The organism is Streptomyces caniferus (assembly GCF_009811555.1).
GTDB lineage: Bacteria > Actinomycetota > Actinomycetes > Streptomycetales > Streptomycetaceae > Streptomyces > Streptomyces caniferus.
On sequence record NZ_BLIN01000005.1, the window covers coordinates 2,438,611 to 2,464,938 of the forward strand.

Here is a 26,328-nt window from a genome sequence, read left to right on the forward strand (position 1 = left end):
AGCCCCTGCCGCCCCGGGAGGGCGGTCGGTGAACCGGATGCTGCGAGGGCAGACAGTACGGCGCAGGTGCGATCGGGCCAAAGCCGCCTTTTCGCCCGCAAAAAGCCGCCCCGCCGGTGACTGTGCAGGTCACCGGCGGGGCGGTAAGTCAGCGGCCGAGGCCGCAATTCGCCCGTTCGGGCGGCAGGTTGAGAGCGTTGTGAGGCTTTTCAGACCCGCACGCCGAACGCGAACTCCATGTTGCTCATGGGCTCGTAGCGCACGGCGGCACCCGGCTTCGGGGCGTGCAGCACCTGGCCGTTGCCCGCATAGAGGCCGATGTGGTGCAGGTCGCTGTAGAAGAGCACCAGGTCGCCGGGCTTGAGGGCGCTCTGCGAGCTGATCCGGGTACCGGCGTTGGCCTGCGCCTGCGAGGTACGCGGCAGCGACTGGCCGGCCTGCTGGTAGGCCCAGGAGGTCAGACCCGAGCAGTCGAAGGACGACGGGCCGGTGGCGCCCCAGACGTACGGCGAACCTATCTTGGACTGGGCGGCGGCCAGGGCGGCCGCGCCGCGCTGCGAAGCCGGCACGTCGTCGCCGAGGTTGACCCGCTCGTTGCTGCGGTTGGCGCGGTTCTCCTCGGCCTGCATGGCCGCCCGCTCCTTGGCCGTCATGCGGTTGAGCAGCTGCTGCGCCTTGCCCAGCTTGCCCTTGATCTCGTCCTTCTTGTCACCGAGCGCCTTACGGGTCTCGGTGAGGTCCTTGATCTTGGACGCGGCCTCCGCGCGCTCCTGGGCGAGCCGGCGCTGCTTGTCCGCGACGGTCTTGAGCTGCTCGGCCTGCTTGCCGCTCAACTGGTCGAGCGTGGCGGCCTTTTCGAGGTAGGTGTCCGGGTCGCCGGAGAGGAACAGCTGGACCGAGGGGTCGATGCTGCCGCTGCGGTACTGGCCGGAGGCGACGGCGCCGAGGCCCTTGCGCAGCTGGTTGAGCTCACCCTGGCCGCGGGCGACCTTGTCCTGGAGGTCGTCGACCTCCTTCTGGAGCTTGTCCTGCTGCTCCTTGACCCCGTCGTACTTCTCCGTGGCCTGCTCGGCCTCGTTGTAGAGCTTGTCGACCTCGGACTTGACGTCCTTCTTCGACTGATGGGGGTCGGCCTGGGCGGCCTGGGACGAAAGGGCGACGGCCGCCGCGGCGGTGGCGGTGAGCACGGTCACGCGGGTACGGCTCGGCTGCTTGGGTCGACGGTGGGACGCCACGGGGGCGAGCTCCTTCTTCCTCCAGCCGCCTACCGGGAAGTGGGGGGGGTGAGACCCCGGCTCCGCGTGAACGCCGCGGACTCGGCGGTACCTCCACGGTTCATCCCGGTTGGATGATCAGATGCATGAAGGTTCGGGCCTGACCTTAGTAACCGAGCTGTGATCGCTTCAAATCCTCAGGGGAAAAATCTGCGCCACGAGCCCCATCCTTTACCAACATCACACAGCCAGTGAGCGTCAATTGACGCTCAGAGACGGATTGTCGGCGCCCATGGCGTTCCGCCGGCCACGAGGGGCCGCGCGTCAGGTCCGGGCAAGTCGCTTGAGCAGCAGGGCCGAAGCCACCGGCCGCGCCCCGGCCTTCGCCACCCCGTCGGCCACTTCCCGGTCCGTGGAGACCACCACGACCGGACGGCCGGGCGGTTCGGCCCGAACCAGCTGACGAATCAACTCATCGGCCGTTACGCCCGGTTTGCTGAAAAGGACCCTTACGCCGCGCGGTGGCGCGAGCAGCACCGGCGCCGCGAGCTCCGCCCCGTCGAAGACACAGGTCATCTCCGCGCCGGTCTGCGCCGCCAGCACCGCGAGGCCGCCCAGCAGCCGCAGCCGCTGCTTGTCGAGCGGCATGGTCGGATAGCCGGTTTTGGTGACGTTGTAGCCGTCCACCACCAAATGCGCCTGCGGCAGCGCCAGAAGCTGGTCGAGCAGCGCCGGGTCCATCTCCGACAGCGCCCGCGTCGCAATGTCCTTGGGCGTCATCCGCCCCGGCGCGACCGCCTCGACGGTGTCCGCCGGATGGACGCTGGCGGGCGGCAGCGCCAGTTCGCGGCGCAGCCCCTGCGCGGCGTCCAGGACCGTGTCCAGCAGCAGCCGCAGCCGCATGTCCTCGACGCTGCGGCCCTCGCGGGCGGAACGCCGGCTGGTCTCCAACGCCGTCTCCGCCTCGGCGATCCGGGCCTTGAGCCGGCGTACTTCGCTGTCGGCGGCGGTCTTCTCCGTGGTCGCCCGGTCCCGTACCTCCGCCGTGGCGGCCTCGGCCTTGCGCACCGCGGCCTCACCGCGCTTGACGTCGCTCAGCGCACTGCGCAGCTTGCGCCGCAGCGACTCGTTCTCCTTGCGGACGGCGTCCAGGTCCACCCGGATCCGGTCGGCCTCACTGCGCGCCTCGCCGCGCGCCTGCGCCAGCTCCTCGCGCAGCCGGGCCAGCTCCCGTTCGGCCTCCTCATCGGCCCGCTCGGCGCGCGCCCGCTGCGCCTCCTCGCCGGCCGCGGCGACGAGCTTGACCCAGCCCTCGGGGCGCAGCACATAGGCGGCCGCCGCGACATCGAGCGGATCGGCGGCCGCGGGCGGGGTGCCGTGCTCCAGCGCCTCGGCGAGCTCCGACTGCGCCTCGCGCAGCTTGCCCGCGATCCGCTGACGGAAGACCGCGTCGCTCTCCAGCGCCGCGGCCATCGCGTTCCCGGCGAACTTCGCCCGACGAGTCGGGGTGAACCGGGCGTACTGCCGCAGCGGGGGCGGGAGTTCGGCGAGGGTCAGCGCGCCGAACGACTCCGCGGTGAGCGCCACGACACGGCGCCGTACGCCCTCGGGCAGCGGACGGTCGAGCACGTCGTCGGCCGCACCCTCGGGTGCGTCGTCACGCTGTGCCCCCGGCTCCCCTTCTGGACGCTCCACCACGGCTGCCTCGCTCCGATCTCAGGCGTTCGCGCCCGGACGGTCCACCAGCTCGATCTGGTCGACCGCGTTGCACCAGCGGCAGCGCACGGACTCGATGCTCTCACTGAGGACCTCGCGCTCCTCCACCGTCGGCGCCCCTGCCAGGTCCAGGTGGACGTACTCCACGACCTTCGACCGGCGGGTCACATCGAAACGCGTCAGGTTGCCGCACAGCGTGCAGCGCCACCGGGTTCCGTCCGTCGGCAGGGGAACAGCCATCGTGTGGTCCTCTTTCGTGCTCGTCGTCTCGTGCTGCTGCGCGGTTCACGCGGTGCGCCGTCGGATCGCGGAAGTACGCAAAGTACTGCCTGTAACCCTACGGCCTGATGGGGGGCCGGTGCGGGCCCGCCCAGGTGCCGGGACGCGGCGAGGCGCTCTGTCCCGATTGCCCGCATTGGGCAATGATCACCTCATGACGGCGCCGGCCCCCTCACCCCGTTCTCCCCGCACGTCCGGTCTCCTCCCCCGCCCTCCGCACCCCACCCGGTCGCTGGCCGCGGTGTTCTCGCGGATGACGAATGTGCTGATCGCCCTGTGCTGTGTGGTCTTCGCGGTCGGCCCCGCCTCCGGACTGAACCGGATATACGGCACCGGCGATGCCCTGCTGAAGGCCCAGACCGCGTACTTCGAGCGGTGGGGGGTGATCCCGCTGGACCTGTGGAGCGGTTCGGCACGGGCGCTGATCACCCCGCTCACCGCACTCTTCGTCCACGGCAGCTGGCTGCACCTGCTCGGCAACGTGCTGTTCCTCTACGTCTTCGGCGGAATGACCGAGGCACGTATGGGCCGGCTGCCGTTCACCGCCTTCTACCTCATCATCGGCTACCTGGCGCTGCTCGGCTACGCGGCCGCGCACGCCGCCTCGGGCCAGACCCTGGTGGGTGCGTCCGGCTCGATCTCCGGCGTCCTCGGCGCCTTCCTCTTCCTCTTCCCCACGGCCCGGGTCACCAGCGTCTTCCCGTTCCTGTTCTTCCTGCCGCTGCGCTTCCCCGCCTGGATCGTGCTGCTGTTCTGGTTCGTCCTGCAGTGGCAGGCCGCCGGCGACGACCCCCGCGGTCCCGGCGTCGCCTACCTCGCCCATGTCGTCGGCTTCGCACTCGGCTTCCTCTACGCCTGGGCCCGCTACGGGAGGGATAGTGTGGGGGCCACCAGGGGAGATGACCGGGCGACCGAGGGAGAGAGCCAGCCGTGATCACGTCGATCGTGCTCATCAAGACCAACGTGGACCAGATCCCGGAGATCGCCGAGAAGATCGCCGCGCTGGAGGGGGTCAGCGAGGTCTACTCGGTCACCGGGGCCCACGACCTGATCGCGATGGTGCGGGTCGCCGCCCACGACGACCTCGCCGACGTCATCCCCGGCCGGATCAGCAAGGTGCCGGGCGTCGCCTCCACGGAAACGCATATTGCGTTCCGCACGTATTCGCAGCATGACCTTGAGGCGGCCTTCGCGATTGGGCTCGACGCGTAGCCCATTCTTTTTCCCACGTTTTTGGCTTTCCCGCCGTGGTGGTTTGTCGCCGTTGCGCCTGCGGCGGGCGGGGTCCGCTGCGCGGGGCTGTGGGTGCGGTGACGGGCCGGAGGGGCAGGGGTGTGGGACTGCTTCGCTTTACGTCCCACACCCCTGCCCCTCCGGCCCGTCCCCTCCCGTGGGGGAAGTAAGTAACGGTGAGTGGGGGTTGGCCACTCGTAGCCCGTGCACTTCACCGCGCCAGTTCGCTTCACCGTGAGCGACAAGGCGCACCGACCACCTACGAGCACCCCCACCCACGTTTCCCCCTCCCACCCACGGGAGGGGACGGGTCGGAGCGGGTGGGGGTGTCCGGACGTAAAGCGAAGCAGTCCGGACACCCCCACCCGCGCAGACCCGTCACCGCACCCCGACAGCCCCGCGCAGCGGCCCCGCCCGCCGCAGGCGCAACGGCGAACAACCACCACGGCGGGACAGGCAAAGCGCAGCGGACAGGCAAAGCGCAGCGGCCGGGCACCGCGTAGCGGGCGGGAAACGGCGAGCAACCACCACGGCGGCAAAGCCAAAAACGTGGGAATTAACCCGCGCTACGCGCGGGAACGCAACGGCCGTCCTCCGTGTGGTAGTTCCAGCGGGCGCCATCCGTGACGAGTTCCTTGACCGCGCGGAGGAAACGGTCGACGTGCTCATCCGGCGTGCCGACGCCCAGGCTGACGCGGATGGCGTTGAGGGAGCGTTCGCCGGGAGCCGCCTCGGGGGCGCCGCACTCGCCCGGTTCCTGGGGCTCGCTGCCCAGGAGGGTGCGGACGAGGGGGTGGGCGCAGAACAGGCCGTCGCGGACGCCGATGCCGTACTCGGCCGACAGCGCGGCGGCGAAGTGCGAGCTGTTCCAGCCCTCGACGACGAAGGAGAGGACGCCCACCCGTGCCGCGTCGTCGCCGAAGAGCGAGAGCACGTTCACCTCGGGCACCTCGGCCAGGCCTTCCCGGACGCGGGTGATCAGTTCCTGCTCGCGGGCGACCAGACCGTCGAAACCGGCCTCGGTCAGTGCCCGGCAGGCCGAGGCGATGGCGTAGGCGCCGATGACGTTCGGCGAACCGGCCTCGTGGCGGGCGGCGGTGGTGTGCCACTCGACGTCCACCCCTCCGTCCGTGCGCCGGGAGACCTTGCGGCTGGCGCCGCCGCCGGCCAGGTACGGTGCGGCGGCCTGCAGCCAGTCCGCGCGGCCGGCCAGCACACCGGCGCCGAACGGTGCGTACAGCTTGTGGCCGGAGAAGGCGACCCAGTCGACGTCCAGCTCGGTGATGTCCACGGGGTGGTGCGGGGCGAGCTGCGCGGCGTCCAGCACGATCCGCGCGCCGTGCGCATGCGCGGCGGCGGCCAGCTCCCGCACCGGCCACAGCTCACCGGTCACGTTCGACGCGCCCGTCACACAGACCAGCGCGGGGCCGTAGGGCTCGCGCTCGGCCAGCGCCTTCTCCAGGGTGTCCACCGCCTGCTGCGGGGTGCGGGGCGCGTTGAGGTAGGTCACGGCGACATCGGCGCGCTGCTCCCACGGCAGCAGCGAGGCGTGGTGCTCGGTCTCGAAGACGAACACCCGGGTGTCCTGCGGGAGTACGGCGGCGAGCAGGTTCAGCGAGTCGGTGGTCGAGCGCGTGAAGACCACCTGGTCCTCGGTGCCGCAGCCCAGGAACTCCGCGATCGTCCGGCGGCTGTTCTCGAAGAGGTCGGTGGAGAGCTGCGAGAGGTATCCGGCGCCGCGGTGCACGCTCCCGTAGTACGGGGCGTAGGCCGCCACGTCGTCCCAGACCCGCTGCAGCGTGGGCGCGCTGGCGGCGTAGTCCAGCGCGGCGTAGTCGACTTCGCCGCCGGTCACGAGCGGGACGAGGACATCCCGGCCGAGAACCGGCAGCGGGGCACAAACGGAACGGTCGGCGGCAACGGCGGAGGCAGACATGGCGAACTCCCGTAAGAGGTAAGCGAATTCGCTGCGGGCGGGTACGCGAAGGCGTACGGCGCGGCGCCGCAGCGGAAAGGAAAAAGGGATGCGGAAAAGGGGCCGTCGAGCCCTATCGCATTCGCTGATTCACGGAAGTTCTCCCTCGAGGACCAGGATCCCTGGCGAGGGATCCGCGCTTGCCGCAGACCTCGCTGCCTACGGCCTGGTCATCACCCGGGGCACCCCGCCACGGAAGGAGGGTTGCCGGACAGCGGGCCGGGGCCTGCATCGCTGTCACTCGTGACCTGCGCAGAATCATGCCACACGGGCAACATCGCGCAAGCCCCGGTCCGTATGGCGGAACGGGGCTTGCGTCACACGCTGTGTCACCGGGCGCTCATGTGTTGCTGGCGGCCACCCAGCGCTCCAGCGCCTGCCGGGCCGCTCCCGAGTCGATCGCGGCGGCGGCCTTGTCGATACCGGCCCGGATCTGCTCCGCCAGTGGAGCGTCGGCCGGCTCCAGCGCGACGAGCGCCGCGGCGGAGTTCAGCAGCACCGCGTCGCGCACCGGGCCGGTCTCCCCGTCCAGCAGCCGGCGGGCCACCTCCGCGTTGTACGACGCGTCCGCGCCGCGCAGCGCCTCCACCGGGACCAGGGGGATGCCCACGTCCCGCGGGTCGAAGGCCTCCTCGCGCACCGTGCCGTCCCGGACGATCCAGACCCGGGAGGTCGCGGTCGTGGTCAGCTCGTCCAGGCCGTCGTCGCCCCGGAAGACCAGCGCCGACGAACCGCGCTCGGCGAGCACCCCGGCCAGGATCGGCGCCATCCGGGCGTCCGCGACGCCGGTCGCCTGGGCGCGGACCTTCGCGGGGTTGGTCAGCGGGCCCAGCACATTGAACGTCGTACGGATGCCGAGCTGGCCCCGGGCATTGGCGACGTGCCGCAGCGAGGGGTGGAACTTCACCGCGAAGCAGAAGGTGATGCCCGCTTCCTGGGCGACCTCGGTGACCCGCTGCGGGGTGAGGTCGAGATTGACGCCGAGCTTCTCCAGCACGTCGGAGGCGCCGCTGGCCGAGGACGCGGCGCGGTTGCCGTGCTTGACGACCTTGGCGCCGGTGCCGGCCACCACGATCGAGGACATCGTGGAGATGTTGACGGTCTTGGCGCCGTCGCCGCCGGTGCCGACGATGTCCACGCTCGGCCCGGGCACCTCGATCAGCCGGGCGTGCGCGTACATCGTGCGCACCAGTCCGGAGATCTCCGCGACGGTCTCGCCCTTGGCCCGCAGCGCCACCGCGAAGCCGGCGATCTGGGCGTCGCTGGCCTCGCCCCGCATGATCCTGTCCATCGCCCATGCGGTGTCGTCCGCGGCGAGGTCCCGGCCGTCGAGCAGGGCGTTGAGGATGCCCGGCCAGGTGTGGGCCGCCACGCTGTCGCCGCCGAGGGGGGTCGCAACGTTCATGGTCCACACTCCTGATTTGTCTCCTGCTTGTGCGTTCACCCTATCGAGCCGCCGGACACGCCGGAGGGCCCCGTCCGCTGCACGGACGGGGCCCTCTGGGTGGCGTACTCCTACGGTGCGCTATGCGGCGCCGCGGTGATCAGTGGTGGCCGTGGCCGCTGGTGATCTCCTTGTACTCCTCGACCGTGGGCTTGGCGATGACGTTGTCCTCGCCGTAGTAGCTCTTCGAGAGCTTGGCGCGCAGCTTCTGCGAGCGCGACACCTTGCGCGCCACACCGTTCTCGTCGACCTCCGGGCCGAGCTCGAGCGGCGCGGGCTGCTCGTGCTGGGTGAGCACGTGCAGCTGCTCCTGGTCGAGCGGCTCGTGGACCTCGATGAACTCACCGTGCGGCAGGCGCTTGATGATGCCGGACTCGCGTCCGTGCAGCACCTTGTCCTTGTCGCGCCGCTGCAGACCCATGCAGATCCGCTTGGTGGCGATGAAGCCCAGCACCGGAAGGACGAAGAATCCGATCCGGACGAACCAGGTGATCGAGTTGATCGACAGGTGGAAGTGGGTGGCCCACAGGTCGTTGCCGCCACCGATCAGCATCACGAAGTACGCGATCAGCCAGGCGACACCGAAGCCGGTACGGGTCGGCACGTTGCGCGGGCGGTCCAGGATGTGGTGCTCGCGCTTGTCGCCCTTGACCCAGGACTCGACGAACGGGTAGACCGCGATCGCGACCAGGACCAGCGGGAAGATCAGGATCGGGATCAGCACGCCGAAGTTGACGGTGTGGCCCCAGAAGTTCCACTCCCAGCCCGGCATGACACGCACCAGACCCTCGGCGAAGCCCATGTACCAGTCGGGCTGGGCGCCGGTGGACACCTGGTCGGGCCGGTAGGGGCCGATGGCCCACACCGGGTTGATGCTGGCGATCGCGGCGATCGCGGCGATCACACCGAAGACCAGGAAGAAGAAGCCTCCGGCCTTGGCCATGTAGACCGGCAGCAGCGGCATGCCCACGACGTTGTTGTTGGTCTTGCCGGCACCCGGGAACTGCGTGTGCTTGTGGTAGAAGACCAGGATCAGGTGCGCCACCAGCAGGCCGAGCATGATGCCCGGCAGCAGCAGGACGTGCACCGTGAAGAACCGCGGGATGATGTCGTGCCCCGGGAACTCCCCGCCGAAGATGAAGAACTGCAGGTACGAACCGACCAGCGGCATCGCCAGGATGACGCCCTCGATGAACCGCACACCGGTGCCGGAGAGCAGGTCGTCGGGGAGCGAGTAACCGGTGAAGCCGGTGAACATGCCCAGCACGAACAGCAGGAAGCCGAACAGCCAGTTGACCTCACGCGGCTTGCGGAAGGCGCCGGTGAAGAACACCCGCATCATGTGGACCATCATCGCGGCCAGGAAGACCAGCGCGGCCCAGTGGTGGATCTGGCGGATGAGCAGGCCACCGCGTACGTCGAAGCTGATGTCCAGCGTCGACTCGAAGGCCTGGGTCATCCGGATCCCCTGCATGGGCACATAGGAACCGTGATAGGTCACCTCGGCCATGCTCGGGTGGAAGAACAGCGTCAGGTAGACACCGGTCAGGATGATGATGATGAAGCTGTAGAGCGCGACCTCACCCAGCATGAAGGACCAGTGGTCCGGGAAGATCTTGCGCATGTTGGACTTGGCGAGGCTGTAGATGCCCAGCCGGCCGTCCGCCCAGTCCGCGATCCGCTCGCCCCGTGGCGCCGGGCCACGACGTGCGCTGGTCGCGGTTGTCTCGTTACTCATCCGCGCTCCCAGAAACTCGGGCCGACGGGCTCCTCGAAGCCGCTTGCGGCCTCCAGGAAGCCGTCCTTCTCCGTGATGTGCAGCTGCGGCAGGGCGTGTCCGGCAGGACCGAAGATCACCCGACCACCGTCAGAGAGGTCGAACGTCGACTGGTGGCAGGGGCAGAGCACGTGGTGCGTCTGCTGCTCGTACAGGCTGATCGGGCAACCCACGTGGGTGCAGATCTTCGAGTACGCCACGATGCCCTCGTGCGACCAGGAGAGTTCGTGCTTGTCCTTGATGTCCTGCGGCTGGATCCGCACGAGCATCAGGGCGTCCTTGGCGATCTTCTCCGCGAACTCCTCGTCGTCCTCCTCCAGGCCCTCGGGCTTGGCGAACGTCAGGGAGCCGACCGCGATGTCCTCGGGACGCAGCGGGAGGTTCGTGGACTGGTTGACGAGCCGGACGCCCCTCTTCCAGTTCGTCGTGCGCAGCTTGGTCCCGGGCAGCGGCCCGAGGTCGCGCAGCAGGACGACACCGGAGAGCGGCACCAGGGCCAGCGCACCGAACATCGTGTTGCGGATCAGCTTGCGACGGCCGAGCTGCGACTCCTTGGCACCCGCCGCGAAGTCCGCCATGACCTTGGCCTTGACCTCGGGGGCGGCCTCGATCGGGTGCCGGTCGTCGGCGACCTCCTCGTCCGACATCAGCGTGCGGGCCCAGTGGACCGCACCGGCGCCGATGCAGAACAGCGCCGCGCCGAGGGTCAGACCGAGCGCGAAGTTCAGCGCGCTGATGTGACCGATCGGCCAGATGTAGACGATCTTGTCGATCGGGATCGCCACGTACGAGGCGATGAAGGCGACCGTGGCCACCATCGACACCACGAAGAGCATCGCCACGGTGCGCTCGGAGCGCCTGGCGGCCTGCTCGTCGATGTCCTGGGCGCGGTGCTCGTGGGGCGGCAGGCCCGGGTCGGCGAACGGGTTCTCCGCCGTGGCCACCGCACCTTCGTGAGCCGTCTCCCGCTCACTGGGAAGAATTTCTTCTGGCACGTCTTCGTGTCGTCCAGTCTCGCTCATGACTTCTTGGCCTTCGTAGTCCGGGCTGCGACCCAGATGGCGACCGCGATCAGCGCGCCCAGGCCGAAGATGTAACCGAAGAGACCCTCACTGACCGGACCGAGACCGCCGAGGTCGAGGCCGCCGGGGCTCTCGGATTCATCGCCGTTGACGGCGCCGAGGTACGCGATGATGTCCTTCTTGTTCTCCTTCGACAGCGAGCCGTCGCCGAAGGAGGGCATGTTCTGCGGGCCGGTCTCCATGGCCTCGTAGATGTGCTTGGGGTCCACGCCCTCGAGCGTCGGTGCGAACTTGCCGTCGGTCAGGGCGCCGCCCTTGCCGGTGAAGTTGTGGCACTGCGCGCAGTTGGTGCGGAACAGCTCGCCGCCCTTGCCGATGTCGGCACCGTCGGGGCTGTACTGCTCCTTGGACGGCACGCTCGGACCGGCGCCCAGCGACGCGACGTAGGCCGCGAGCTGGTCGATCTGGGCGTTGGTGTAGATGTTCTTCTTCCGCGGCACCTGGGCGCCGGGCTGCTGGGCCGGCATACGGCCGGTGCCCACCTGGAAGTCGACGGCTGCGGCGCCCACGCCGACCAGGCTCGGGCCGTCGGAGGTGCCCTGACCGCCGGTGCCGTGGCAGCTGGCGCAGCCCACGGCGAAGAGCTTCTTGCCCTCCTTGACGGCAAGAGACTGGGCGGTGTCATCGGCCTGAGCCTTGTCCGCCGGCGCGAACGCGGCGTACAGCCCCCCAGTGACCGCCAGCGCGAAGAGTAGGACGACGAGCGCCGCCAGCGGATGGCGCCGTCGTGCGGAGAGCTTTTTCACGGATTACCCCGGTGTCAGGATCTTCTGCGTCGATGCTTTGACTGTGTCTGTCTGATATGCGGGCCCGGCAACAGGCCCCGAACCGGTTACCGGATCAGGTAGATCGTGGCGAAGAGGCCGATCCAGACGACATCGACGAAGTGCCAGTAGTAGGACACGACGATGGCCGCGGTGGCCTGCGTGTGGGTGAACCTCTTGGCCGCGTACGTCCTGCCCAGGACCAGCAGGAAGGCGATCAGACCGCCCGTCACATGCAGTCCGTGGAAGCCGGTGGTCAGGTAGAACACCGAGCCGTACGGGCCGGACGAGAGCGACAGGCCCTCGTGCTTGACCAGCTCCGTGTACTCGAAGACCTGACCGCCGATGAAGATCGCACCCATGATGAAGGTGACCACGAACCAGGCCCGGAGCTTCTTGACGTCGCCGCGCTCGGCGGCGAAAACGCCGAGCTGGCAGGTCAGGGAGCTGAGCACCAGGATCGTGGTGTTGGTCGCGGAGAACGGAAGATTCAGCGCACTGGCGGATTCCTTCCAATACTCGGATCCGGTCACCGAACGAAGGGTGAAGTACATCGCGAAGAGGGCCGCGAAGAACATCAGCTCGGAACTCAGCCAGATGATGGTTCCGACGCTGGTGAGGTTCGGCCGATTGACCGACGGGTGCGCGTGCCCGGTTTCTACTGTCGTTGCTGTCGCCACGACCGACATTATGTCGGTCGCTTATCCCGCCCTCACTCCGGGGGGTGCCGTTCGGTGTGTCAAGGACGTATGCCCTGCTCGTACGGCCCAATTTCGGCAGTCGCCCGAAGGGGGGACGGCCCGGGTGCGCCGTCCGCCCGCCGGCCCCTCGGAAGCCCGTTCTGACGGGCCGTCGGGCAGATCTTGGATCCGCTCAACCCCTCCTGTGGGCACCCGCCGCGGGAGTAGCATCCGCCTCACCCGATGCTGTGCCGCTACGAAGCGTGGAGGAACGATGCAGGCGACTGCCACGGTGCTGGTCTACAGCGACAACGCCCACACCCGCGAGCAGGTCCGGCTGGCGGCCGGACGGCGCCCCGCCGCCGATGCCCCGCAGATCGAGATCCTGGAGTGCGCCACCGCGCCCGCCGTCCTGGAGGCTCTGGAGCAGGGCGGCATCGACGTCTGCGTGCTGGACGGCGAGACCGCGCCGGCGGGCGGGATGGGCGTCTGCCGGCAGATCAAGGACGAGATCTTCCAGTGCCCGCCGGTGCTGCTGCTGATCGGCCGCCCCCAGGACGCCTGGCTGGCGACCTGGAGCCGTGCGGATGCCGCGGTGACGCATCCGCTGGACCCGGTCGCCTTCGCGGACGCCCTGGCCGGCCTGCTGCGCCGCAGGAACCTCGTACAGGCCTGAGCGGCCCGCTGGGCGGCGCTCAGAGCTTCGGGCGCAGCCGGGCGTCGGCGGCGGGGTCCTGGGCGCGGTCGGCGGTTCCCGTGGTGCTGGCGGCCTTGCTCTTCAGGGCGCTGCCGTCGCGCCACTCCTGCCAGGGCATGTTCCAGTCGCCGAAGCCGTTGTCGAACGGCGTCATGGTCTCGCCGCCGCTGTTGACGACCTTGACGATGTCGCCGACCCGCACGGTGTTGAAGAACCACTGGGCGTTGCTGGTGGACATGCCCGTACAGCCGTGGCTGACGTTCGCCGCGCCCTGCGATCCGACGGACCAGGGGGCGGCGTGGACGTACTCACCGCTCCAGGTGACCCGGGTGGCCCAGTAGACCGGCAGGTCGTAGGAGTCCGAGCTCCCGGCGGCGATGCCGACGGTCGTGCTGCGCATCCGTACGAAGCTCTCCTTGCCGAGGACGACCTTGACGCCGTTGCGGGTGGAGAAGCCGGGCTTGCCGGTGGTCACGGGGATGGTGTTGATCGACTCACCGTTGCGCAGCACCGTCATGTGGTGCGCAGCCGCGTCGGTGATGGCCTCCACCCGGTCGCCGGTGGTGAGCTTCACGGGCTTGGACGGGCCTCCGTAGAGCCCCTTGGCGACCTTCAGGCCCGCCAGGTTGCTGTGCACCGAGATGGTGGCGTGCGCGGGCCAGTACTCCTTGGGGCGGAAGTGCAGTTTCTTGTCGTCGACCCAGTGCCAGGAGCCCTGGACCCGCGGCATGGAGTCGACCTTCAGGGCGCTCTCGACGATGGCCCGGGCCTTCTGGTCCTTGATCGGCTGGCTGAGCTCGGCGGTGACCGGCTGGCCGACGCCGTACTCGCCCTCTTTCGGGCCGAATGTGGCGGTCAACTGGCCGTCGGCGCCGCGGGTGTTGACCACGAGCGTCTTACGGCCGGGTGAACCGTCCTCCTCCTCGGTGCTCACCCGCACCGTGTAGCGGCTGCCGGCGGCAAGGGGCACCGTGGTGCGCCAGTGCCTGCCGTCGGCGCTCAGCTCGCCGCGTACGAAGCGGCCGGTGGCATCGGTGGCGGTCACGTCGGTGATCCGCGCGTCGTCCCCCTTGACGGAGACCTCGAGCGGCTTGTCGGGGTCCGCTTTCTTGGCGCCGTCAGGGGTGTTGGCCGAGATCTGGTCGGCCGCGTCGTAGGGATTGGCGGAGAGCGCATCCGAATCCGAGCCCCCGCACGCGGTGGCGCTCACCGCAAGGGGCACGAGCAGGAGGCCGCAGCTCAGCACCGTCCGGGTTCGAGGTCTGTGACTCATGCCCCAAAAATATGAAGAATCACCTGTCCCAGCGCGCTGGAGGAGTGCAAACGGGTCTGCTCCCGGCCGCCAAAAGAGGCGGGCCCGGACACCTGTTGAGGTGTCCGGGCCCGCCGTACGGCCATACGCCGTGGTTACTGCGTGCGGTTCTCACCGCGGTAGTACTCGAAGACCCAGCCGAAGAGGCCGACGAGGATCACCGGGAGGGAGAAGTACAGCAGCCACCAGCCGAAGACCACGCCCAGGAAGGCGAGCGCGCCACCGACGGCCAGGGACAGCGGCTGCCAGCTGTGCGGGCTGAAGAAGCCCAGCTCACCGGCGTCGTCCGAGACCTCGGCGTTCTCGTTGTCCTGTGCGCCCGCGTCGACCCGCCGGGCCGTGAAGGCCAGGTAGTAGCCGACCATGATGCACAGGCCGAAGGCGAGGAACAGTGCGGTGGTACCCGCCGGCTCCTTCGACCAGACGCCATAGACGATCGCCATGGCGAGGACGAAGACGGCGAGCCAGATGAACATCTTGCCCTGGATCTTCACTTGCCCGCCTCCTTGCCGCCGGCGAGGGCCTTGTCGGCCTCGGAGGCGCGGCCGTTGTGCAGCGCGTCGAGGGCTGCGATCTCCGGGTGGTGCAGGTCGAACGCCGGGGATTCGGACCGGATGCGCGGCAGGGTGAGGAAGTTGTGCCGCGGCGGCGGGCAGGACGTCGCCCACTCCAGCGAGCGGCCGTAGCCCCAGGGGTCGTCGACCTCGACCTTCTCGCCGTACTTCGCCGTCTTCCAGACGTTGTACATGAAGGGCAGGATCGACAGGCCCAGCAGGAACGAGCTGATCGTCGAGATGGTGTTCAGCGTCGTGAAGCCGTCGGCCGCGAGGTAGTCCGCGTAACGCCGCGGCATGCCCTCGGCGCCCAGCCAGTGCTGGACGAGGAAGGTGCCGTGGAAGCCCACGAACAGCGTCCAGAAGGTGATCTTGCCGAGCCGCTCGTCCAGCATCTTGCCGGTGAACTTCGGCCACCAGAAGTGGAAGCCGGCGAACATCGCGAAGACGACCGTCCCGAAGACCACGTAGTGGAAGTGCGCCACCACGAAGTACGAGTCCGAGACGTGGAAGTCCATCGGCGGCGAGGCCAGGATGACACCGGTCAGACCACCGAACGTGAAGGTGATCAGGAACCCGATCGTCCACAGCATCGGCGTCTCGAAGGACAGCGAGCCCTTCCACATCGTGCCGATCCAGTTGAAGAACTTCACACCGGTCGGCACCGCGATCAGGAACGTCATGAACGAGAAGAACGGCAACAGCACGCCGCCCGTCACATACATGTGGTGCGCCCACACCGTCACCGACAGACCGGCAATCGAGATCGTCGCCGCGATCAGACCGATGTAACCGAACATCGGCTTCCGGGAGAACACCGGAATGACCTCGGAAATGATGCCGAAGAACGGCAGCGCGATGATGTACACCTCTGGATGGCCGAAGAACCAGAAGAGATGCTGCCAGAGCAACGCCCCGCCATTTGCCGCATCGAAGACATGCGCCCCGAATTTACGGTCCGCCTCCAGGGCGAACAGCGCCGCGGCCAGCACCGGGAAGGCCAGCAGGACCAGCACACCGGTCAGCAGCACGTTCCAGGTGAAGATCGGCATCCGGAACATCGTCATGCCGGGCGCCCGCATGCAGATGATCGTCGTGATGAAGTTGACCGAACCGAGGATCGTGCCGAAGCCCGAGAAGGCCAGACCCATGATCCACATGTCCGCGCCGACGCCCGGCGAACGCACCGCGTCCGAGAGCGGCGAGTACGCGAACCAGCCGAAGTCGGCCGCACCCTGCGGGGTGAGGAAGCCGGCCACCGCGATCAGCGAGCCGAAGAGGTACAGCCAGTAGGCGAACATGTTCAGCCGCGGGAACGCCACGTCGGGCGCGCCGATCTGCAGCGGCATGATCCAGTTCGCGAATCCGGCGAACAGCGGCGTCGCGAACATCAGCAGCATGATCGTGCCGTGCATCGTGAACGCCTGGTTGAACTGCTCGTTCGACATGAGCTGCGTGCCGGGACGGGCGAGCTCGGCGCGCATGAGCAGCGCCATCAGTCCGCCGACGCAGAAGAACGCGAACGACGTGACCAGGTACATCGTGCCGATGGTCTTGTGGTCGGTGGTCGTCAGCCACTTCACCGCAGCGATGCCGGGTTGCTTCTTGCGTACGGGCGGTGCTGCCGGAGCCGTATCGGCGGCGGCACCCTGAGGTTCGTTGAGGATGCTCACTGGTTCTTGGTCTCCGCATTCCTGGCGTGATCCGTCTGCTTGATGCCCGACGGCAGGTATCCGGTCTGGCCCTTCTTCGCCAGGTCCTTCAGGTGCTCCCGGTACCGCTCGGGGGAGACCACCTTGACGTTGAAGAGCATCCGGGAGTGGTCGACACCACAAAGCTCGGCGCACTTGCCCATGAAGGTGCCCTCCTTGTTGGGAGTCACCTCGAAGACGTTGGTGTGGCCCGGGATGACGTCCTGCTTCATCAGGAAGGGCACCACCCAGAAGGAGTGGATGACGTCACGAGAGGTCAGCACGAACTGGACCGTCTCACCCTTCGGCAGCCACAGGGTCGGACCCGGGTTGCCGGTCTGCGGGTTGCGCTCGCCCGGGACACCCGCGTCGTAGACGCCGTCGGCACCGGCCGGAGCGCCCTTCTTCCACTTGTCCGGGATCGCGGACAGTGCACTGGAGTTGATGTTCGAGGTCGACTTGTTGCCGTCCACGTTCTCCAGATAGTTGAACGCCCAGCTCCACTGGAAGCCCACCACGTTGACGATGTGGTCCGGCTTCTTCGAAGTCTTGAGGATTGCGCTCTCATCGCGCGCGGTGAAGTAGAAGAGCACCGCGATGATGATGAACGGGACGATCGTGTACAACGCCTCGATCGGCATGTTGTACCGCGTCTGCGCGGGGACCTCCACCTTGGTCCTGGTGCGGCGGTGGAAGATCACGCTCCAGATGATCAGGCCCCAGACCAGCACGCCCGTTGCGAGGGCGGCGGCCCAGGAGCCCTGCCAAAGAGAGAGGATCCGCGGCGCCTCGTCGGTGACGGGCGTTGGCATGCCGAGGCGGGGGAAGTCCTTATATGTGCAACCAGTAGCGGTCGCCAGGACCAGGCCCGCAGCAAGCACCTGCGGCAGCTTCCGCCGCATCGGGCGCCGCGACGAGCGGTCGGAGCCGTTGGGACTCACGTAGCGCCTTCCCGAGAGTCTCGCCCGCGAGACCGGCTGCGGCCGTCTCGCTGGTCGGTCGCCGGCCCTGTCACGGGCAGGGGTTTGGATGTTTATGCGGACCAAACCCTACTGGACGCTATTTGGGGTCGCGCGGGGAGGGTGCCCAACGCGCCGCGACGCACCCCTAAGGGGTGGCCGAGGGCTCCGGCAGACACCCGCCGAACCCCCGGATACCCCCCGAATACCCGCTTCCACCAGGCATCTGACGCCGTGCCCGGGACCGCTCCCCCGCCGCTGCCAGGGCACGCGCCCGCCGGCCGCCCGGTGCCCGCGAACCCCGTGCCGCCGCAGGCCGGGCCGGGGGCACCCGCGGCGCGGGCCGGAGTACTAACGTCTCGTACGTGGCCTATTTCGACGCGGCGTCCGCCGCTCCCCTGCATCCCGTCGCCCGCGAGGCCCTGCTCGCCTCGCTCGACGAAGGCTGGGCCGACCCGGCCCGCCTCTACCGGGAGGGGCGGCGCGCCCGGCTGCTGCTGGACGCCGCGCGGGAGGCCGCGGCCGAGGCCGTGGGCTGCCGCCCGGACGAATTGGTTTTCACCCCTTCGGGGACGCAGGCGGTGCATTCGGGAGTCTCCGGCGCGCTGGCGGCCCGCAGGCGGGCCGGCCGGCGGCTGCTGCACTCCGCCGTGGAGCACTCCTCCGTCCTGCATGCCGCCGAGGTCCACGAGGCGGCCGGCGGCAGCCGTGTGGAGCTGGCCGTGGACCGTACGGGCCGGGTGGCGGCCGACGAGGTCGCCGCCGCGCTCGCTCCGGACACCGCGCTGGTCTGCCTGCAGTCCGCCAACCACGAGGTGGGAACCGAACAGCCGGTCGAAGAGGTGGCCGCGCTCTGCCGGGAGGCGGAGGTCCCCCTCCTGGTGGACGCCGCCCAGTCGCTGCCGTGGGGCCCGGTGCCGGGTGCCTGGTCGCTGCTGACGGCGAGCGCGCACAAGTGGGGCGGCCCGCCCGGCGTGGGGCTGCTCGCCGTCCGCAAGGGGACCCGGTTCGCGCCCCAGGGACCGCGGGACGAGCGGGAGTCGGGCCGCAGCGCGGGGTTCGAGAACATCCCCGCGGTGGTGGCCGCCGCGGCGTCCCTGCGCGCGCTGCGGGCGGACCCGGGCGCCGGGGAGGAAGCGGACCGGCTGCGGCGGCTGGTGGACCGGATCCGGGCGCGGGTGCCGGAGCTGGTCCCGGACGTGGAGGTGGCCGGCGATCCGGTGCGCCGCCTCCCCCATCTCGTCACCTTCTCCTGTCTCTATGTCGACGGAGAGGCGCTGCTGCACGAGCTCGACCGGGCGGGTTTCTCGGTGTCGTCCGGATCGTCGTGCACCTCCAGCACCCTGACGCCGAGCCATGTGCTGCGTGCGATGGGCGTGCTGTCCGAGGGGAATGTGCGGATCTCGCTGCCGTACGGCACGGCCGAGGCGGAGGTGGACCGCTTCCTGGAGGTGCTGCCGCGGGTGGTGCGCTCGGTGCGGGAGCGGCTGGACGCCCCGGCGACGGGGGCCGGGAGTGCGGCGGGAGCCGGGGCCGTGCCGGCGTCGGCGCCCCCGAAGGCCGCGGCATCCGCCACCGAGGCGGCTGGAGCGACCGGGGCCGCCGCGTCCTCCGAAGCCGCCGCGCCCGGCGGTCCGGTCGTCGACGCGCTGGGCAAGCGCTGCCCGATCCCGGTCATCGAGCTGGCGAAGGTGATCCACGAGGTGCCGGTCGGCGGGACGGTGACGGTGCTCTCCGACGACGAGGCCGCCCGGCAGGACATCCCCGCCTGGTGCACCATGCGCGACCAGGAGTACGTGGGCGAGCGGGCGGCCGAGCGCGGCGCCGCGTACGTCGTGCGGCGCCGCGCCTGACCGGGCGGTTCAGGCCAGGTGCTGCTGGACCTCGGCCGCGGCCTCGTGGCCGTAGGCCTTGGTGAAGCGGTCCATGAAGTGGCTGCGGTGCAGCTCGTACTCCTGGGTGCCGATGGTCTCGATGACCAGCGTCGCCAGCATGCAGCCGATCTGCGCGGCGCGCTCCAGGCCGACGCCCCAGGCCAGACCGGACAGGAAGCCGGCGCGGAAGGCGTCGCCGACGCCGGTCGGGTCGGCCTTGGCGTTCTCCTCCGGGACGCCGACCTCGATGGCCGGCTCGCCGACCCGCTCGATGCGGACGCCGCTGGCGCCGAGGGTGGTGACGCGGGTGCCGACCTTGGCGAGGATCTCCTCGTCGGTCCAGCCGGTCTTGGACTCGATCAGACCCTTCTCGTACTCGTTGGAGAAGAGGTAGGCCGCGTCCTCCAGGAGGGTGCGGATGGCGTCGCCGTCCATCCGGGCGATCTGCTGGGAGAAGTCGGCGCCGAAGGGGATGCCGCGGCTGCGGCACTCCTCGGTGTGCCGGATCATCGCCTCCGGGTCGTCCGCGCCGATCAGGACGAGGTCGAGACCGCCGACCCGCTCGGCCACGTGCTGCAGCTCGATCAGCCGGGCCTCGCTCATCGCGCCGGTGTAGAAGGAGCCGATCTGGTTGTGGTCGGCGTCGGTGGTGCACACGAAGCGCGCGGTGTGCAGCACCTCGGAGATGCGTACGGAGCGGGTGTCGACGCCGTGGCGGTCGAGCCAGGCGCGGTACTCCTCGAAGTCGTTGCCGGCGGCACCGACCAGGATCGGCGCGGTGCCGAGCTGGCCCATGCCGAAGCAGATGTTGGCGGCGACACCGCCGCGCCGGACGTCGAGCTGGTCGACCAGGAACGAAAGGGAGACCGTATGCAGCTGGTCGGCGACCAACTGATCGGCGAAGCGGCCGGGGAAGGTCATCAGGTGGTCGGTGGCGATGGAGCCGGTGACTGCGATACGCACGACGGGTCTGCTCCTGCGGAAGGCGTAGGGGCGGGCGGACGTGTAGCAACGCTACCCGCCGGGGTCGCGCGCCACTCGGTCATCCCGGACACTTGGAATGGCTGAAAATACCCAATAGTAGGTCTTTCTCGTCGCTATATGGCTGCGTACGGTGCCCCTATGACCAAGCCTGTGAAAGCCGTCACACCGCGCGAGGGCTCCTCGCCCTTCGCGCAGGACCCCGAATCCCTCGACGAGCTGCGCGGCGACTGCGCGCGGATGGCCGGCCGCTGGAAGGCCGGGCGGCGCTCCGCGCCCGCGCCGGGGCACGCCGCCGATCTGCACGGCGTCCAGGTCCCCTCCCGTTCGGCCGCGCTCGTGGACGGAATGTCCGAGTACGGCGACTGACCGGCCGCCCGGCCGGAACCGCATGCACCCCCGCTCCGTCCCATCGACGTCACCTCACGGAGGATGGCACGTCAGATGTTCAGCGGAGCCGAAGGAGCGATGCGGTGAACACCGAGGACACCACCGACACCTCGAACCCCAAGGAGCGCAGGCGGCGCACCCCCATGGTGGTCGCCTCGATGGCCGCGGCGGTACTTCTCGCCGGGGGCGGCGCGGCGTACTGGGTCTCGTCCGCGTCGAGCGACGCGGGCTCCGCGGCCAAAGGCGACCCGCCGCCGCTGGCGCTCGACGGCTACACCGGCGGCGGCTCCATCGCGGCCGGTGAGCCCAATCCGCAGGGTGCGAAGTACCGCGCGGTGAAGAAGCTGCCCGGCGGCCCGGCGTCCGCGCCGGTGTACCGCCCCAAGGGCCAGATCGGCCCGGAGTCGGTCGAACGCCTGGCGAAGGCGCTGGATGTGGCCGGGAAGGTCCGCTCGGAGGGCACCTCCTGGAAGGTCGGCGGGCAGACGCGCGACGCCCGGAGCCCGGTCCTGCAGGTGAGCAAGTCCGGCTCGGGCGCCTGGACGTACTCGCAGTACGGCACGCCGGGCGGCACGAACTGTGCGCTGCCCGCCTCCCCCAAGGGCGACAAGGGCCAGGACCAGGCCGACGGCGCGGCGCCGTCGGGCCGGCCCGGCTGCCCCTCGTACCGCGGCGGCGGGGACATCACGACCGAGGACGACAGCAGCGGCAAGGGCGCGGTGTCGCCGGAGAAGGCCAAGCAGGCGGTGCGGCCGGTGCTGAAGGCGCTGGGCCAGGAGAGCGCCCGGCTCGACGCCGGCGGGCTCTCCGGCGCGGTGCGGATCGTCAGCGCGAATCCGGTGCTCGGCGGGCTGCCGACGTACGGCTGGCAGAGCGATCTGCAGGTCGGCTCGGACGGCCAGGTGGTCGGGGGCAGCGGCCAGTTGGCGAACCCCGTCAAGGGCGCGGACTACCCCGTACTGGGCGCGGACAAGACGCTGGACCGGCTGAATTCGGGCGAGGGCCGCAAGCCGGCCGACTGCCCCTCGACGCCCCCTGACAAGGGCGGCAAGGGGGGCAAGGGCGACGGGATAGCGCCGTGCGAGCCGGCGCCGACGAAGGCGCAGCAGCCGACCGACGTGACCGGTGCGGTCTTCGGGCTCTCGGTGCAGTACGTGGACGGCGGCCAGGCACTGGTGCCGTCGTGGCTGTACACGGTGCGCCAGCCGGGCGCCGGCAGCGGCCCGGACGCCACCTCGACCGTCGCGCACCCGGCGGTGAACCCGAAGTACCTGGCCCACCGGGACGGCGACGGCGGGTCGCAGAGCTCGCAGAAGCCGTCCGGGAAGCCCGGGGCGATGGCCCTGGAGTCGTACGACGTGGGCGACGGCGGCAAGAAGCTGACGGTCCACTTCTGGGGCGGGGTGTGCAGCGTCTACTCGGTGAGCGCCGAGGAGTCCGGCAGCACCGTGAAGACCAAGGTCGTCGGCAAGGACAAGAAGCCGGGCCAGGTCTGCGTGAAGATCGCCAAGGAGTTCACCAAGACCGTGACGCTGCAGAAGCCGCTGGACGGCCGGAAGGTGATCGATGTGTCGACCGGTGAGTCCGTGCCCAAGCGGTGAACGGACGCCGCGATGCCCCGCCGCGACGGTGACCGTCGCGGCGGGCCGCACGGAGACGGGAAAACGGAAGGCGGCGCTCCCCCACTCGGGGGGGGCGCCGCCTTTCGTACGTACTGCCCGTGCCCCTAGCTGAAGGAGTCGCCGCAGGCGCAGGAGCCGGTGGCGTTCGGGTTGTCGATCGTGAAGCCCTGCTTCTCGATGGTGTCGACGAAGTCGATGGAGGCACCGCCCAGGTAGGGGGCGCTCATCCGGTCGGTGACGACCTTGACACCGTCGAAGTCCTTGACGACATCGCCGTCGAGCGAACGCTCGTCGAAGAAGAGCTGGTAGCGCAGCCCGGAGCAGCCGCCGGGCTGAACGGCCACCCGCAGCGCGAGGTCCTCCCGGCCTTCCTGCTCCAGCAGGCTCTTGACCTTCGACGCGGCCGCGTCGGACAGGATGATGCCGTCGCTGACGGTGGTCTCGTCCTGAACGCTCATCTACATCTCTCCCGGGTTGTACGGACCGCTTGTCATCGGATGCAACCAGCTGCAACCGGAGACATCCCGGATTAATTCCGGCTGGGCGCAAATTGCCGAGAAGCGCTCCGGACGCCGTCCGGATCCAGCCTCTCGCCTTGTTCTCTCCTCATGCTCGCACACCGGCCGCCGGGAACACGTGGCCGACCGCACACGGCGGGGGTGCCGCGGGTGCTGATGCGTCACATCGACACAATGGCCATCGTCAAAGTGACGTGAAGCAGCTATGATAGATAGCGTCAAATAGACGAAAAGGTTCCCGGTGCCCGCGCCGGCTCCACTGATGCGGCTGCGCCGCGCTCATCGAAGAAAAGAGAGGGTGCGTGTTGTGACCACCGCCCAGCCCCTGGACGTCCAGCCGACCCCGCTGGCCCTGCTCCTCCTCGGTCGCGAGGCCGACCCGAAGAGCGAGCGCGGTGTGGAGTGCCCCGGCGATCTGCCGGCGCCGTCGGACCCCGACCTCGTCGAGCGCGCCCGCGCGGCCAAGGCAGAGCTCGGGGACAAGGTCTTCGTCCTGGGGCACCACTACCAGCGCGACGAGGTCATCGAGTTCGCCGATGTGACCGGCGACTCCTTCAAGCTCGCGCGGGACGCCGCCGCCCGGCCGGACGCCGAGTACATCGTCTTCTGCGGTGTGCACTTCATGGCGGAGTCCGCGGACATCCTCACCGGCGACGATCAGCAGGTGATCCTCCCCGACCTGGCCGCCGGCTGCTCGATGGCCGACATGGCCACCGCCGAGCAGGTCGCCGAGTGCTGGGACGTGCTCACCGAGGCCGGCGTCGCCGAACAGGTCGTCCCCGTCTCGTACATGAACTCCTCGGCCGACATCAAGGCCTTCACCGGCAAGCACGGCGGCACGATCTGCACGTCCTCCAACGCGAAGCGGGCGCTGGACTGGGCGTTCGAGCAGGGGGAGAAGGTGCTGTTCCTGCCCGACCAGCACCTGGGCCGCAACACCGCCGTCCGTGACATGGGCCTGTCCCTGGACGACTGCGTGGTCTACAACCCGCACAAGCCGAACGGCGGCCTGACCGCCGAGGAGCTGCGGGCCGCCAAGATGATCCTCTGGCGCGGCCACTGCTCGGTGCACGGCCGCTTCTCGCTGGACTCGGTGAACGACGTGCGCGAGCGGATCCCGGGCGTCAACGTCCTGGTCCACCCCGAGTGCAAGCACGAGGTCGTGGCCGCGGCGGACTACGTCGGCTCGACGGAGTACATCATCAAGGCGCTGGAGGCCGCCCCGCGCGGCTCGAAGTGGGCCATCGGCACCGAACTGAACCTGGTCCGCCGGCTGGCCAACCGTTTCGCCGCGGAGGACAAGGAGATCGTCTTCCTCGACAAGACGGTCTGCTTCTGCTCGACGATGAACCGCATCGACCTCCCCCACCTGGTGTGGACGCTGGAGTCCCTCGTCGCGGGCAAGGTCGTCAACCGCATCCAGGTCGACCGGGAGACCGAGAGCTTCGCGAAGCTGGCGCTGGAGCGGATGTTGGCGTTGCCGTAGCCCACGTTTTTGGCTTTTCCGCCGTGGTGGTTGCTCGCCGTTGCCCGCCCGCTGCGCGGTGCGCTCGCCGTGGCGCCTGCGGCGGGCGGGGTCCGCTGCGCGGGGCTGTGGGTGCGGTGACGGGCCGGAGGGGCCTGGTGTGTGGACTGCTTCGCTTTACGTCCACACACCAGGCCCCTCCGGCCCGTCCCCTCCCGTGAGTGGAGAGGTTTCCGTGGGTGGGGGCTGGCCATCCGACTGCCCTGTTTGGCGGTCCGGGGGCTATTCCAGGGTCCAGCGGACCTTGTCGCCGCCCTTGATCGCGGTGTGGCAGGGGGCTTTCTTGATCTTCTCCTCGTTGACGTACGCGTTCCACTTCTTCTTGCCCTCGGCTGCGTCGCCGTGGATCTCGGTGACGACGAAGTCCTGGGTGGCGGCGTCCCAGCGCGCCCGTACGCCGCCGAGACCGTACTGTTCGTCGGCGTCGACCAGGGCGGTGAGGGGCGTGGGGGCGAGGCCGTCGGCGGCGCAGTAGAAGCCGCCGAAGAGCGTGCGCGGTCCCGTGACGACGAGGCCCACGCTGGCGGTGTAGGGGCCGCCGGTGACGCCGACGCGGACCCGGACGTCGCCCGAGGAGGAGGCGGCGGGTGGTGCGGCCGCGCAGGCCAGCGCACAGGCGAGTGCTGCGGCGGCGGTCACGGGGGCGGCCTTGCGGCGCAGGGCGGACGGCACGCTCGCTCACCTTTCGTCGGTCGGACGGCACACGTCACATAACCACCGCTCCCGGAGACCGGCGAGAGATGTGCCGCCGAATGCGTACGCCCGGGTCGTCACAGGGAGACGGTCTGGCCTTCGGGGGTGACCGTGATGCGGTAGCGGTCGCGGGTGGGGGCGCCCTCGGCGGTCCAGGCGCGGTAGGCGGCTTCGACCTCGTCCCACAGGCGGCGCGGGCCGTGCTGTTCGGTCTCGTAGGTGTCGCGGCCCGGGACGTATTCGACGGTGGCCCAGGAGCTGCGGGCGTCGTCGAAGAGCCAGTACGTGGCCTCGTCGCTGCCGTCGTCGGCGGGGCACAGCAGCGGCCAGGCGTCCCGCACCTTCAGGCCGACGGCGAAACGGGCGTCGGGATCCTCCTCCAGCACCCGGGGGTCGAGGGCGGTCGTCGCCCGCTCGCCCTCCTCGCCGTGGTACCAGTCGCGGATGCGGCCGTAGGAGCGGCGCTGCTGGCGGGCCCACATGAAAGCCGGGCGGCCGGAGAAGCGGCCGGTGGCCCGGCCGTCGCGGACGGTCAGGGTGGCGAACGAGTAGGAGTGGAACGACGAGCCCCACGGGGTGAGGATCGTGCCGCCCGGCGCGGTCTGTGCCACCCAGGCGTACGGGATGTCGCGGACCGTGCAGGTGGCGAGGGTCCGGTCGAAGGGCGCCCGCCCGGGGACCCCGGCCAGGCCGTCGCCGCAGACCAGGTGGGGGTGCAGGCCGGCCCGGGCCAGGTTGTCCCGGGCGATGTCGTGGAGCGCCTTGTCGGTCTCGATGCTGGTCGTACGGTCCTCGCCGAGCCGGTGCGCGAGCCAGGCGGCGTGATAGCCGGTGCCGGTGCCGATCTCCAATACGGCATCGCCGTCCCGGACGCTCGCGGCCATGGCCAGCATCAGGGAGGGCATGGACGTCGAGCACGTCGGAACGGCGATCTGGCCCGCCACGGCCCGGCCGTCGTTGTGCTGGGTGATCAGCGGCAGGTCGGCATAGACCATCCGCCGCCACTCCGCCTCGTCGGCGGCGCGGGAGACGGTGCGGTCGCCCACCTCGAAGGTGTCCGGCACGAAATGCGCGCGGTCGACCGCGGCGACGGCCGGCGTCCATTCCGGCGTCAGCACGCCCTTGTTGCGGAGGATTTCCAGCAGCCGGCCCGGCGAGGACATCGCGCCGCCCCCTACTTCTTCTTCGGCGGGGCGGTCACCGGCTTGGTCCACTGGCCGTCGGATTCCTTCGGGCTCTGCTGCCGGTCGCCCTCCGCGCCGCCCTTGCCGTCACCGTGCTTTCCCATGGCGTCCCCCTTCGTCGGTGCTGACGGTCCGGGGCGGCCGGGGCCGCCCCGTGAGCGGAT

General features: G+C 69.7%; 24 protein-coding genes and 1 riboswitch. Of the genes, 7 read left to right on the top strand and 17 right to left on the bottom strand.

Annotation, left to right across the window (positions count from 1 at the left end):
* Window positions 1-209 precede the first annotated feature (209 nt).
* From Scani_RS27305 to Scani_RS27315, 3 genes are all read right to left on the bottom strand, one after another.
* Window positions 210-1,235 (bottom strand): C40 family peptidase, encoded by a 1,026-nt coding sequence (locus Scani_RS27305; protein ID WP_159480470.1) that lies wholly within the window; start codon window positions 1,233-1,235, stop codon window positions 210-212.
* Between the two features lie 303 nt (window positions 1,236-1,538).
* Window positions 1,539-2,912 (bottom strand): NYN domain-containing protein, encoded by a 1,374-nt coding sequence (locus Scani_RS27310; protein WP_159480471.1) that lies wholly within the window; start codon window positions 2,910-2,912, stop codon window positions 1,539-1,541.
* An 18-nt stretch (window positions 2,913-2,930) separates the two neighbouring features.
* Window positions 2,931-3,170: a hypothetical protein gene (locus tag Scani_RS27315; protein ID WP_030086623.1), complete on the bottom strand. Its 240-nt coding sequence runs from the start codon at window positions 3,168-3,170 to the stop codon at window positions 2,931-2,933.
* Window positions 3,171-3,462: 292 nt separating this feature from the next.
* Here Scani_RS27315 and Scani_RS27320 point away from each other — a divergent pair, with 292 nt between their 5' ends.
* Both Scani_RS27320 and Scani_RS27325 read left to right on the top strand, forming a co-directional pair.
* On the top strand, window positions 3,463-4,143 hold the full coding sequence (locus Scani_RS27320; RefSeq protein WP_159482399.1) for a rhomboid family intramembrane serine protease: 681 nt from the start codon (window positions 3,463-3,465) through the stop codon (window positions 4,141-4,143).
* Complete coding sequence (locus Scani_RS27325) at window positions 4,140-4,421, top strand: Lrp/AsnC family transcriptional regulator (protein WP_086716532.1); 282 nt, start codon at window positions 4,140-4,142, stop codon at window positions 4,419-4,421. The genes Scani_RS27320 and Scani_RS27325 overlap by 4 nt, the downstream gene beginning before the upstream one ends.
* Before the next feature lie 577 nt (window positions 4,422-4,998).
* On the opposite strand, the gene Scani_RS27330 is transcribed toward Scani_RS27325, so the two are convergent.
* The 6 genes from Scani_RS27330 to ctaE all read right to left on the bottom strand — a co-directional run bounded on the left by Scani_RS27330 (window position 4,999) and on the right by ctaE (window position 12,173).
* Window positions 4,999-6,378: an aminotransferase class V-fold PLP-dependent enzyme gene (locus tag Scani_RS27330; protein WP_159480472.1), complete on the bottom strand. Its 1,380-nt coding sequence runs from the start codon at window positions 6,376-6,378 to the stop codon at window positions 4,999-5,001.
* A 170-nt stretch (window positions 6,379-6,548) separates the two neighbouring features.
* Window positions 6,549-6,666: riboswitch (SAM riboswitch) on the bottom strand.
* A gap of 91 nt (window positions 6,667-6,757) precedes the next feature.
* Complete coding sequence (gene trpD / locus Scani_RS27335) at window positions 6,758-7,822, bottom strand: anthranilate phosphoribosyltransferase (protein WP_159480473.1); 1,065 nt, start codon at window positions 7,820-7,822, stop codon at window positions 6,758-6,760.
* A gap of 139 nt (window positions 7,823-7,961) precedes the next feature.
* Window positions 7,962-9,599 (bottom strand): cytochrome bc1 complex cytochrome b subunit, encoded by a 1,638-nt coding sequence (qcrB, locus tag Scani_RS27340; RefSeq protein ID WP_159480474.1) that lies wholly within the window; start codon window positions 9,597-9,599, stop codon window positions 7,962-7,964.
* Complete coding sequence (gene qcrA / locus Scani_RS27345) at window positions 9,596-10,660, bottom strand: cytochrome bc1 complex Rieske iron-sulfur subunit (RefSeq protein WP_159480475.1); 1,065 nt, start codon at window positions 10,658-10,660, stop codon at window positions 9,596-9,598. Before qcrA ends, qcrB begins: the two co-directional genes overlap by 4 nt.
* Window positions 10,657-11,466 carry a cytochrome bc1 complex diheme cytochrome c subunit gene (qcrC, locus tag Scani_RS27350; RefSeq protein ID WP_159480476.1) on the bottom strand — a complete coding sequence of 270 codons (810 nt, stop codon included), beginning with the start codon at window positions 11,464-11,466 and terminating at the stop codon, window positions 10,657-10,659. Before qcrC ends, qcrA begins: the two co-directional genes overlap by 4 nt.
* A gap of 86 nt (window positions 11,467-11,552) precedes the next feature.
* Window positions 11,553-12,173: an aa3-type cytochrome oxidase subunit III gene (ctaE, locus tag Scani_RS27355; protein ID WP_086717031.1), complete on the bottom strand. Its 621-nt coding sequence runs from the start codon at window positions 12,171-12,173 to the stop codon at window positions 11,553-11,555.
* 265 nt (window positions 12,174-12,438) lie between these two features.
* Between ctaE and Scani_RS27360 the strand changes: the two genes are divergently transcribed.
* Entirely contained in the window at window positions 12,439-12,840 is a 402-nt protein-coding gene (locus Scani_RS27360; RefSeq protein ID WP_159480477.1) for a DNA-binding transcriptional response regulator, read from the top strand.
* 19 nt (window positions 12,841-12,859) lie between these two features.
* Here Scani_RS27360 and Scani_RS27365 read toward each other — a convergent pair whose 3' ends face one another.
* The 4 genes from Scani_RS27365 to ctaC form a co-directional block, all read right to left on the bottom strand.
* Window positions 12,860-14,134, bottom strand: coding sequence for a L,D-transpeptidase (locus Scani_RS27365; protein ID WP_174872756.1), 1,275 nt, complete (start codon window positions 14,132-14,134; stop codon window positions 12,860-12,862).
* 134 nt (window positions 14,135-14,268) lie between these two features.
* Window positions 14,269-14,667: a cytochrome c oxidase subunit 4 gene (locus tag Scani_RS27370; RefSeq protein WP_030992420.1), complete on the bottom strand. Its 399-nt coding sequence runs from the start codon at window positions 14,665-14,667 to the stop codon at window positions 14,269-14,271.
* Window positions 14,664-16,400, bottom strand: a complete 1,737-nt coding sequence (gene ctaD, locus Scani_RS27375) for an aa3-type cytochrome oxidase subunit I (protein WP_159480478.1) — start codon at window positions 16,398-16,400, stop codon at window positions 14,664-14,666. The genes Scani_RS27370 and ctaD overlap by 4 nt, the downstream gene beginning before the upstream one ends.
* A complete protein-coding gene (gene ctaC, locus Scani_RS27380) occupies window positions 16,397-17,359 on the bottom strand; it encodes an aa3-type cytochrome oxidase subunit II (RefSeq protein WP_174872757.1) in 963 nt (320 codons plus the stop codon). Before ctaC ends, ctaD begins: the two co-directional genes overlap by 4 nt.
* A gap of 383 nt (window positions 17,360-17,742) precedes the next feature.
* Here ctaC and Scani_RS27385 point away from each other — a divergent pair, with 383 nt between their 5' ends.
* Complete coding sequence (locus Scani_RS27385) at window positions 17,743-19,230, top strand: cysteine desulfurase/sulfurtransferase TusA family protein (protein ID WP_159480479.1); 1,488 nt, start codon at window positions 17,743-17,745, stop codon at window positions 19,228-19,230.
* A gap of 9 nt (window positions 19,231-19,239) precedes the next feature.
* On the opposite strand, the gene Scani_RS27390 is transcribed toward Scani_RS27385, so the two are convergent.
* A complete protein-coding gene (locus Scani_RS27390; protein ID WP_159480480.1) occupies window positions 19,240-20,214 on the bottom strand; it encodes a carbohydrate kinase family protein in 975 nt (324 codons plus the stop codon).
* 159 nt (window positions 20,215-20,373) lie between these two features.
* Between Scani_RS27390 and Scani_RS27395 the strand changes: the two genes are divergently transcribed.
* Both Scani_RS27395 and Scani_RS27400 read left to right on the top strand, forming a co-directional pair.
* A complete protein-coding gene (locus Scani_RS27395; RefSeq protein ID WP_159480481.1) occupies window positions 20,374-20,601 on the top strand; it encodes a hypothetical protein in 228 nt (75 codons plus the stop codon).
* Between the two features lie 104 nt (window positions 20,602-20,705).
* Window positions 20,706-22,223: a hypothetical protein gene (locus Scani_RS27400; RefSeq protein WP_159480482.1), complete on the top strand. Its 1,518-nt coding sequence runs from the start codon at window positions 20,706-20,708 to the stop codon at window positions 22,221-22,223.
* Between the two features lie 125 nt (window positions 22,224-22,348).
* On the opposite strand, the gene erpA is transcribed toward Scani_RS27400, so the two are convergent.
* A complete protein-coding gene (erpA, locus tag Scani_RS27405) occupies window positions 22,349-22,702 on the bottom strand; it encodes an iron-sulfur cluster insertion protein ErpA (RefSeq protein WP_030256738.1) in 354 nt (117 codons plus the stop codon).
* 358 nt (window positions 22,703-23,060) lie between these two features.
* Between erpA and nadA the strand changes: the two genes are divergently transcribed.
* Entirely contained in the window at window positions 23,061-24,248 is a 1,188-nt protein-coding gene (gene nadA, locus Scani_RS27410) for a quinolinate synthase NadA (RefSeq protein ID WP_159480483.1), read from the top strand.
* Window positions 24,249-24,509: 261 nt separating this feature from the next.
* On the opposite strand, the gene Scani_RS27415 is transcribed toward nadA, so the two are convergent.
* Entirely contained in the window at window positions 24,510-24,959 is a 450-nt protein-coding gene (locus Scani_RS27415; RefSeq protein ID WP_159480484.1) for a hypothetical protein, read from the bottom strand.
* A 98-nt stretch (window positions 24,960-25,057) separates the two neighbouring features.
* Complete coding sequence (locus tag Scani_RS27420; protein WP_246296177.1) at window positions 25,058-26,194, bottom strand: methyltransferase domain-containing protein; 1,137 nt, start codon at window positions 26,192-26,194, stop codon at window positions 25,058-25,060.
* Window positions 26,195-26,328 lie beyond the last annotated feature (134 nt).

Excerpts from the sequence above, each read along its gene's own strand:
- Scani_RS27315 (WP_030086623.1), bottom strand. The coding sequence starts at position 3,170 with ATGGCTGTTCCCCTGCCGACGGACGGAACCCGGTGGCGCTGCACGCTG.
- Scani_RS27320 (WP_159482399.1), top strand. The coding sequence starts at position 3,463 with ATGACGAATGTGCTGATCGCCCTGTGCTGTGTGGTCTTCGCGGTCGGC.
- Scani_RS27330 (WP_159480472.1), bottom strand. The coding sequence starts at position 6,378 with ATGTCTGCCTCCGCCGTTGCCGCCGACCGTTCCGTTTGTGCCCCGCTG.
- trpD (WP_159480473.1), bottom strand. The coding sequence starts at position 7,822 with ATGAACGTTGCGACCCCCCTCGGCGGCGACAGCGTGGCGGCCCACACC.
- qcrB (WP_159480474.1), bottom strand. The coding sequence starts at position 9,599 with ATGAGTAACGAGACAACCGCGACCAGCGCACGTCGTGGCCCGGCGCCA.
- qcrA (WP_159480475.1), bottom strand. The coding sequence starts at position 10,660 with ATGAGCGAGACTGGACGACACGAAGACGTGCCAGAAGAAATTCTTCCC.
- ctaE (WP_086717031.1), bottom strand. The coding sequence starts at position 12,173 with ATGTCGGTCGTGGCGACAGCAACGACAGTAGAAACCGGGCACGCGCAC.
- Scani_RS27360 (WP_159480477.1), top strand. The coding sequence starts at position 12,439 with ATGCAGGCGACTGCCACGGTGCTGGTCTACAGCGACAACGCCCACACC.
- Scani_RS27365 (WP_174872756.1), bottom strand. The coding sequence starts at position 14,134 with ATGAGTCACAGACCTCGAACCCGGACGGTGCTGAGCTGCGGCCTCCTG.
- Scani_RS27395 (WP_159480481.1), top strand. The coding sequence starts at position 20,374 with ATGACCAAGCCTGTGAAAGCCGTCACACCGCGCGAGGGCTCCTCGCCC.
- erpA (WP_030256738.1), bottom strand. The coding sequence starts at position 22,702 with ATGAGCGTTCAGGACGAGACCACCGTCAGCGACGGCATCATCCTGTCC.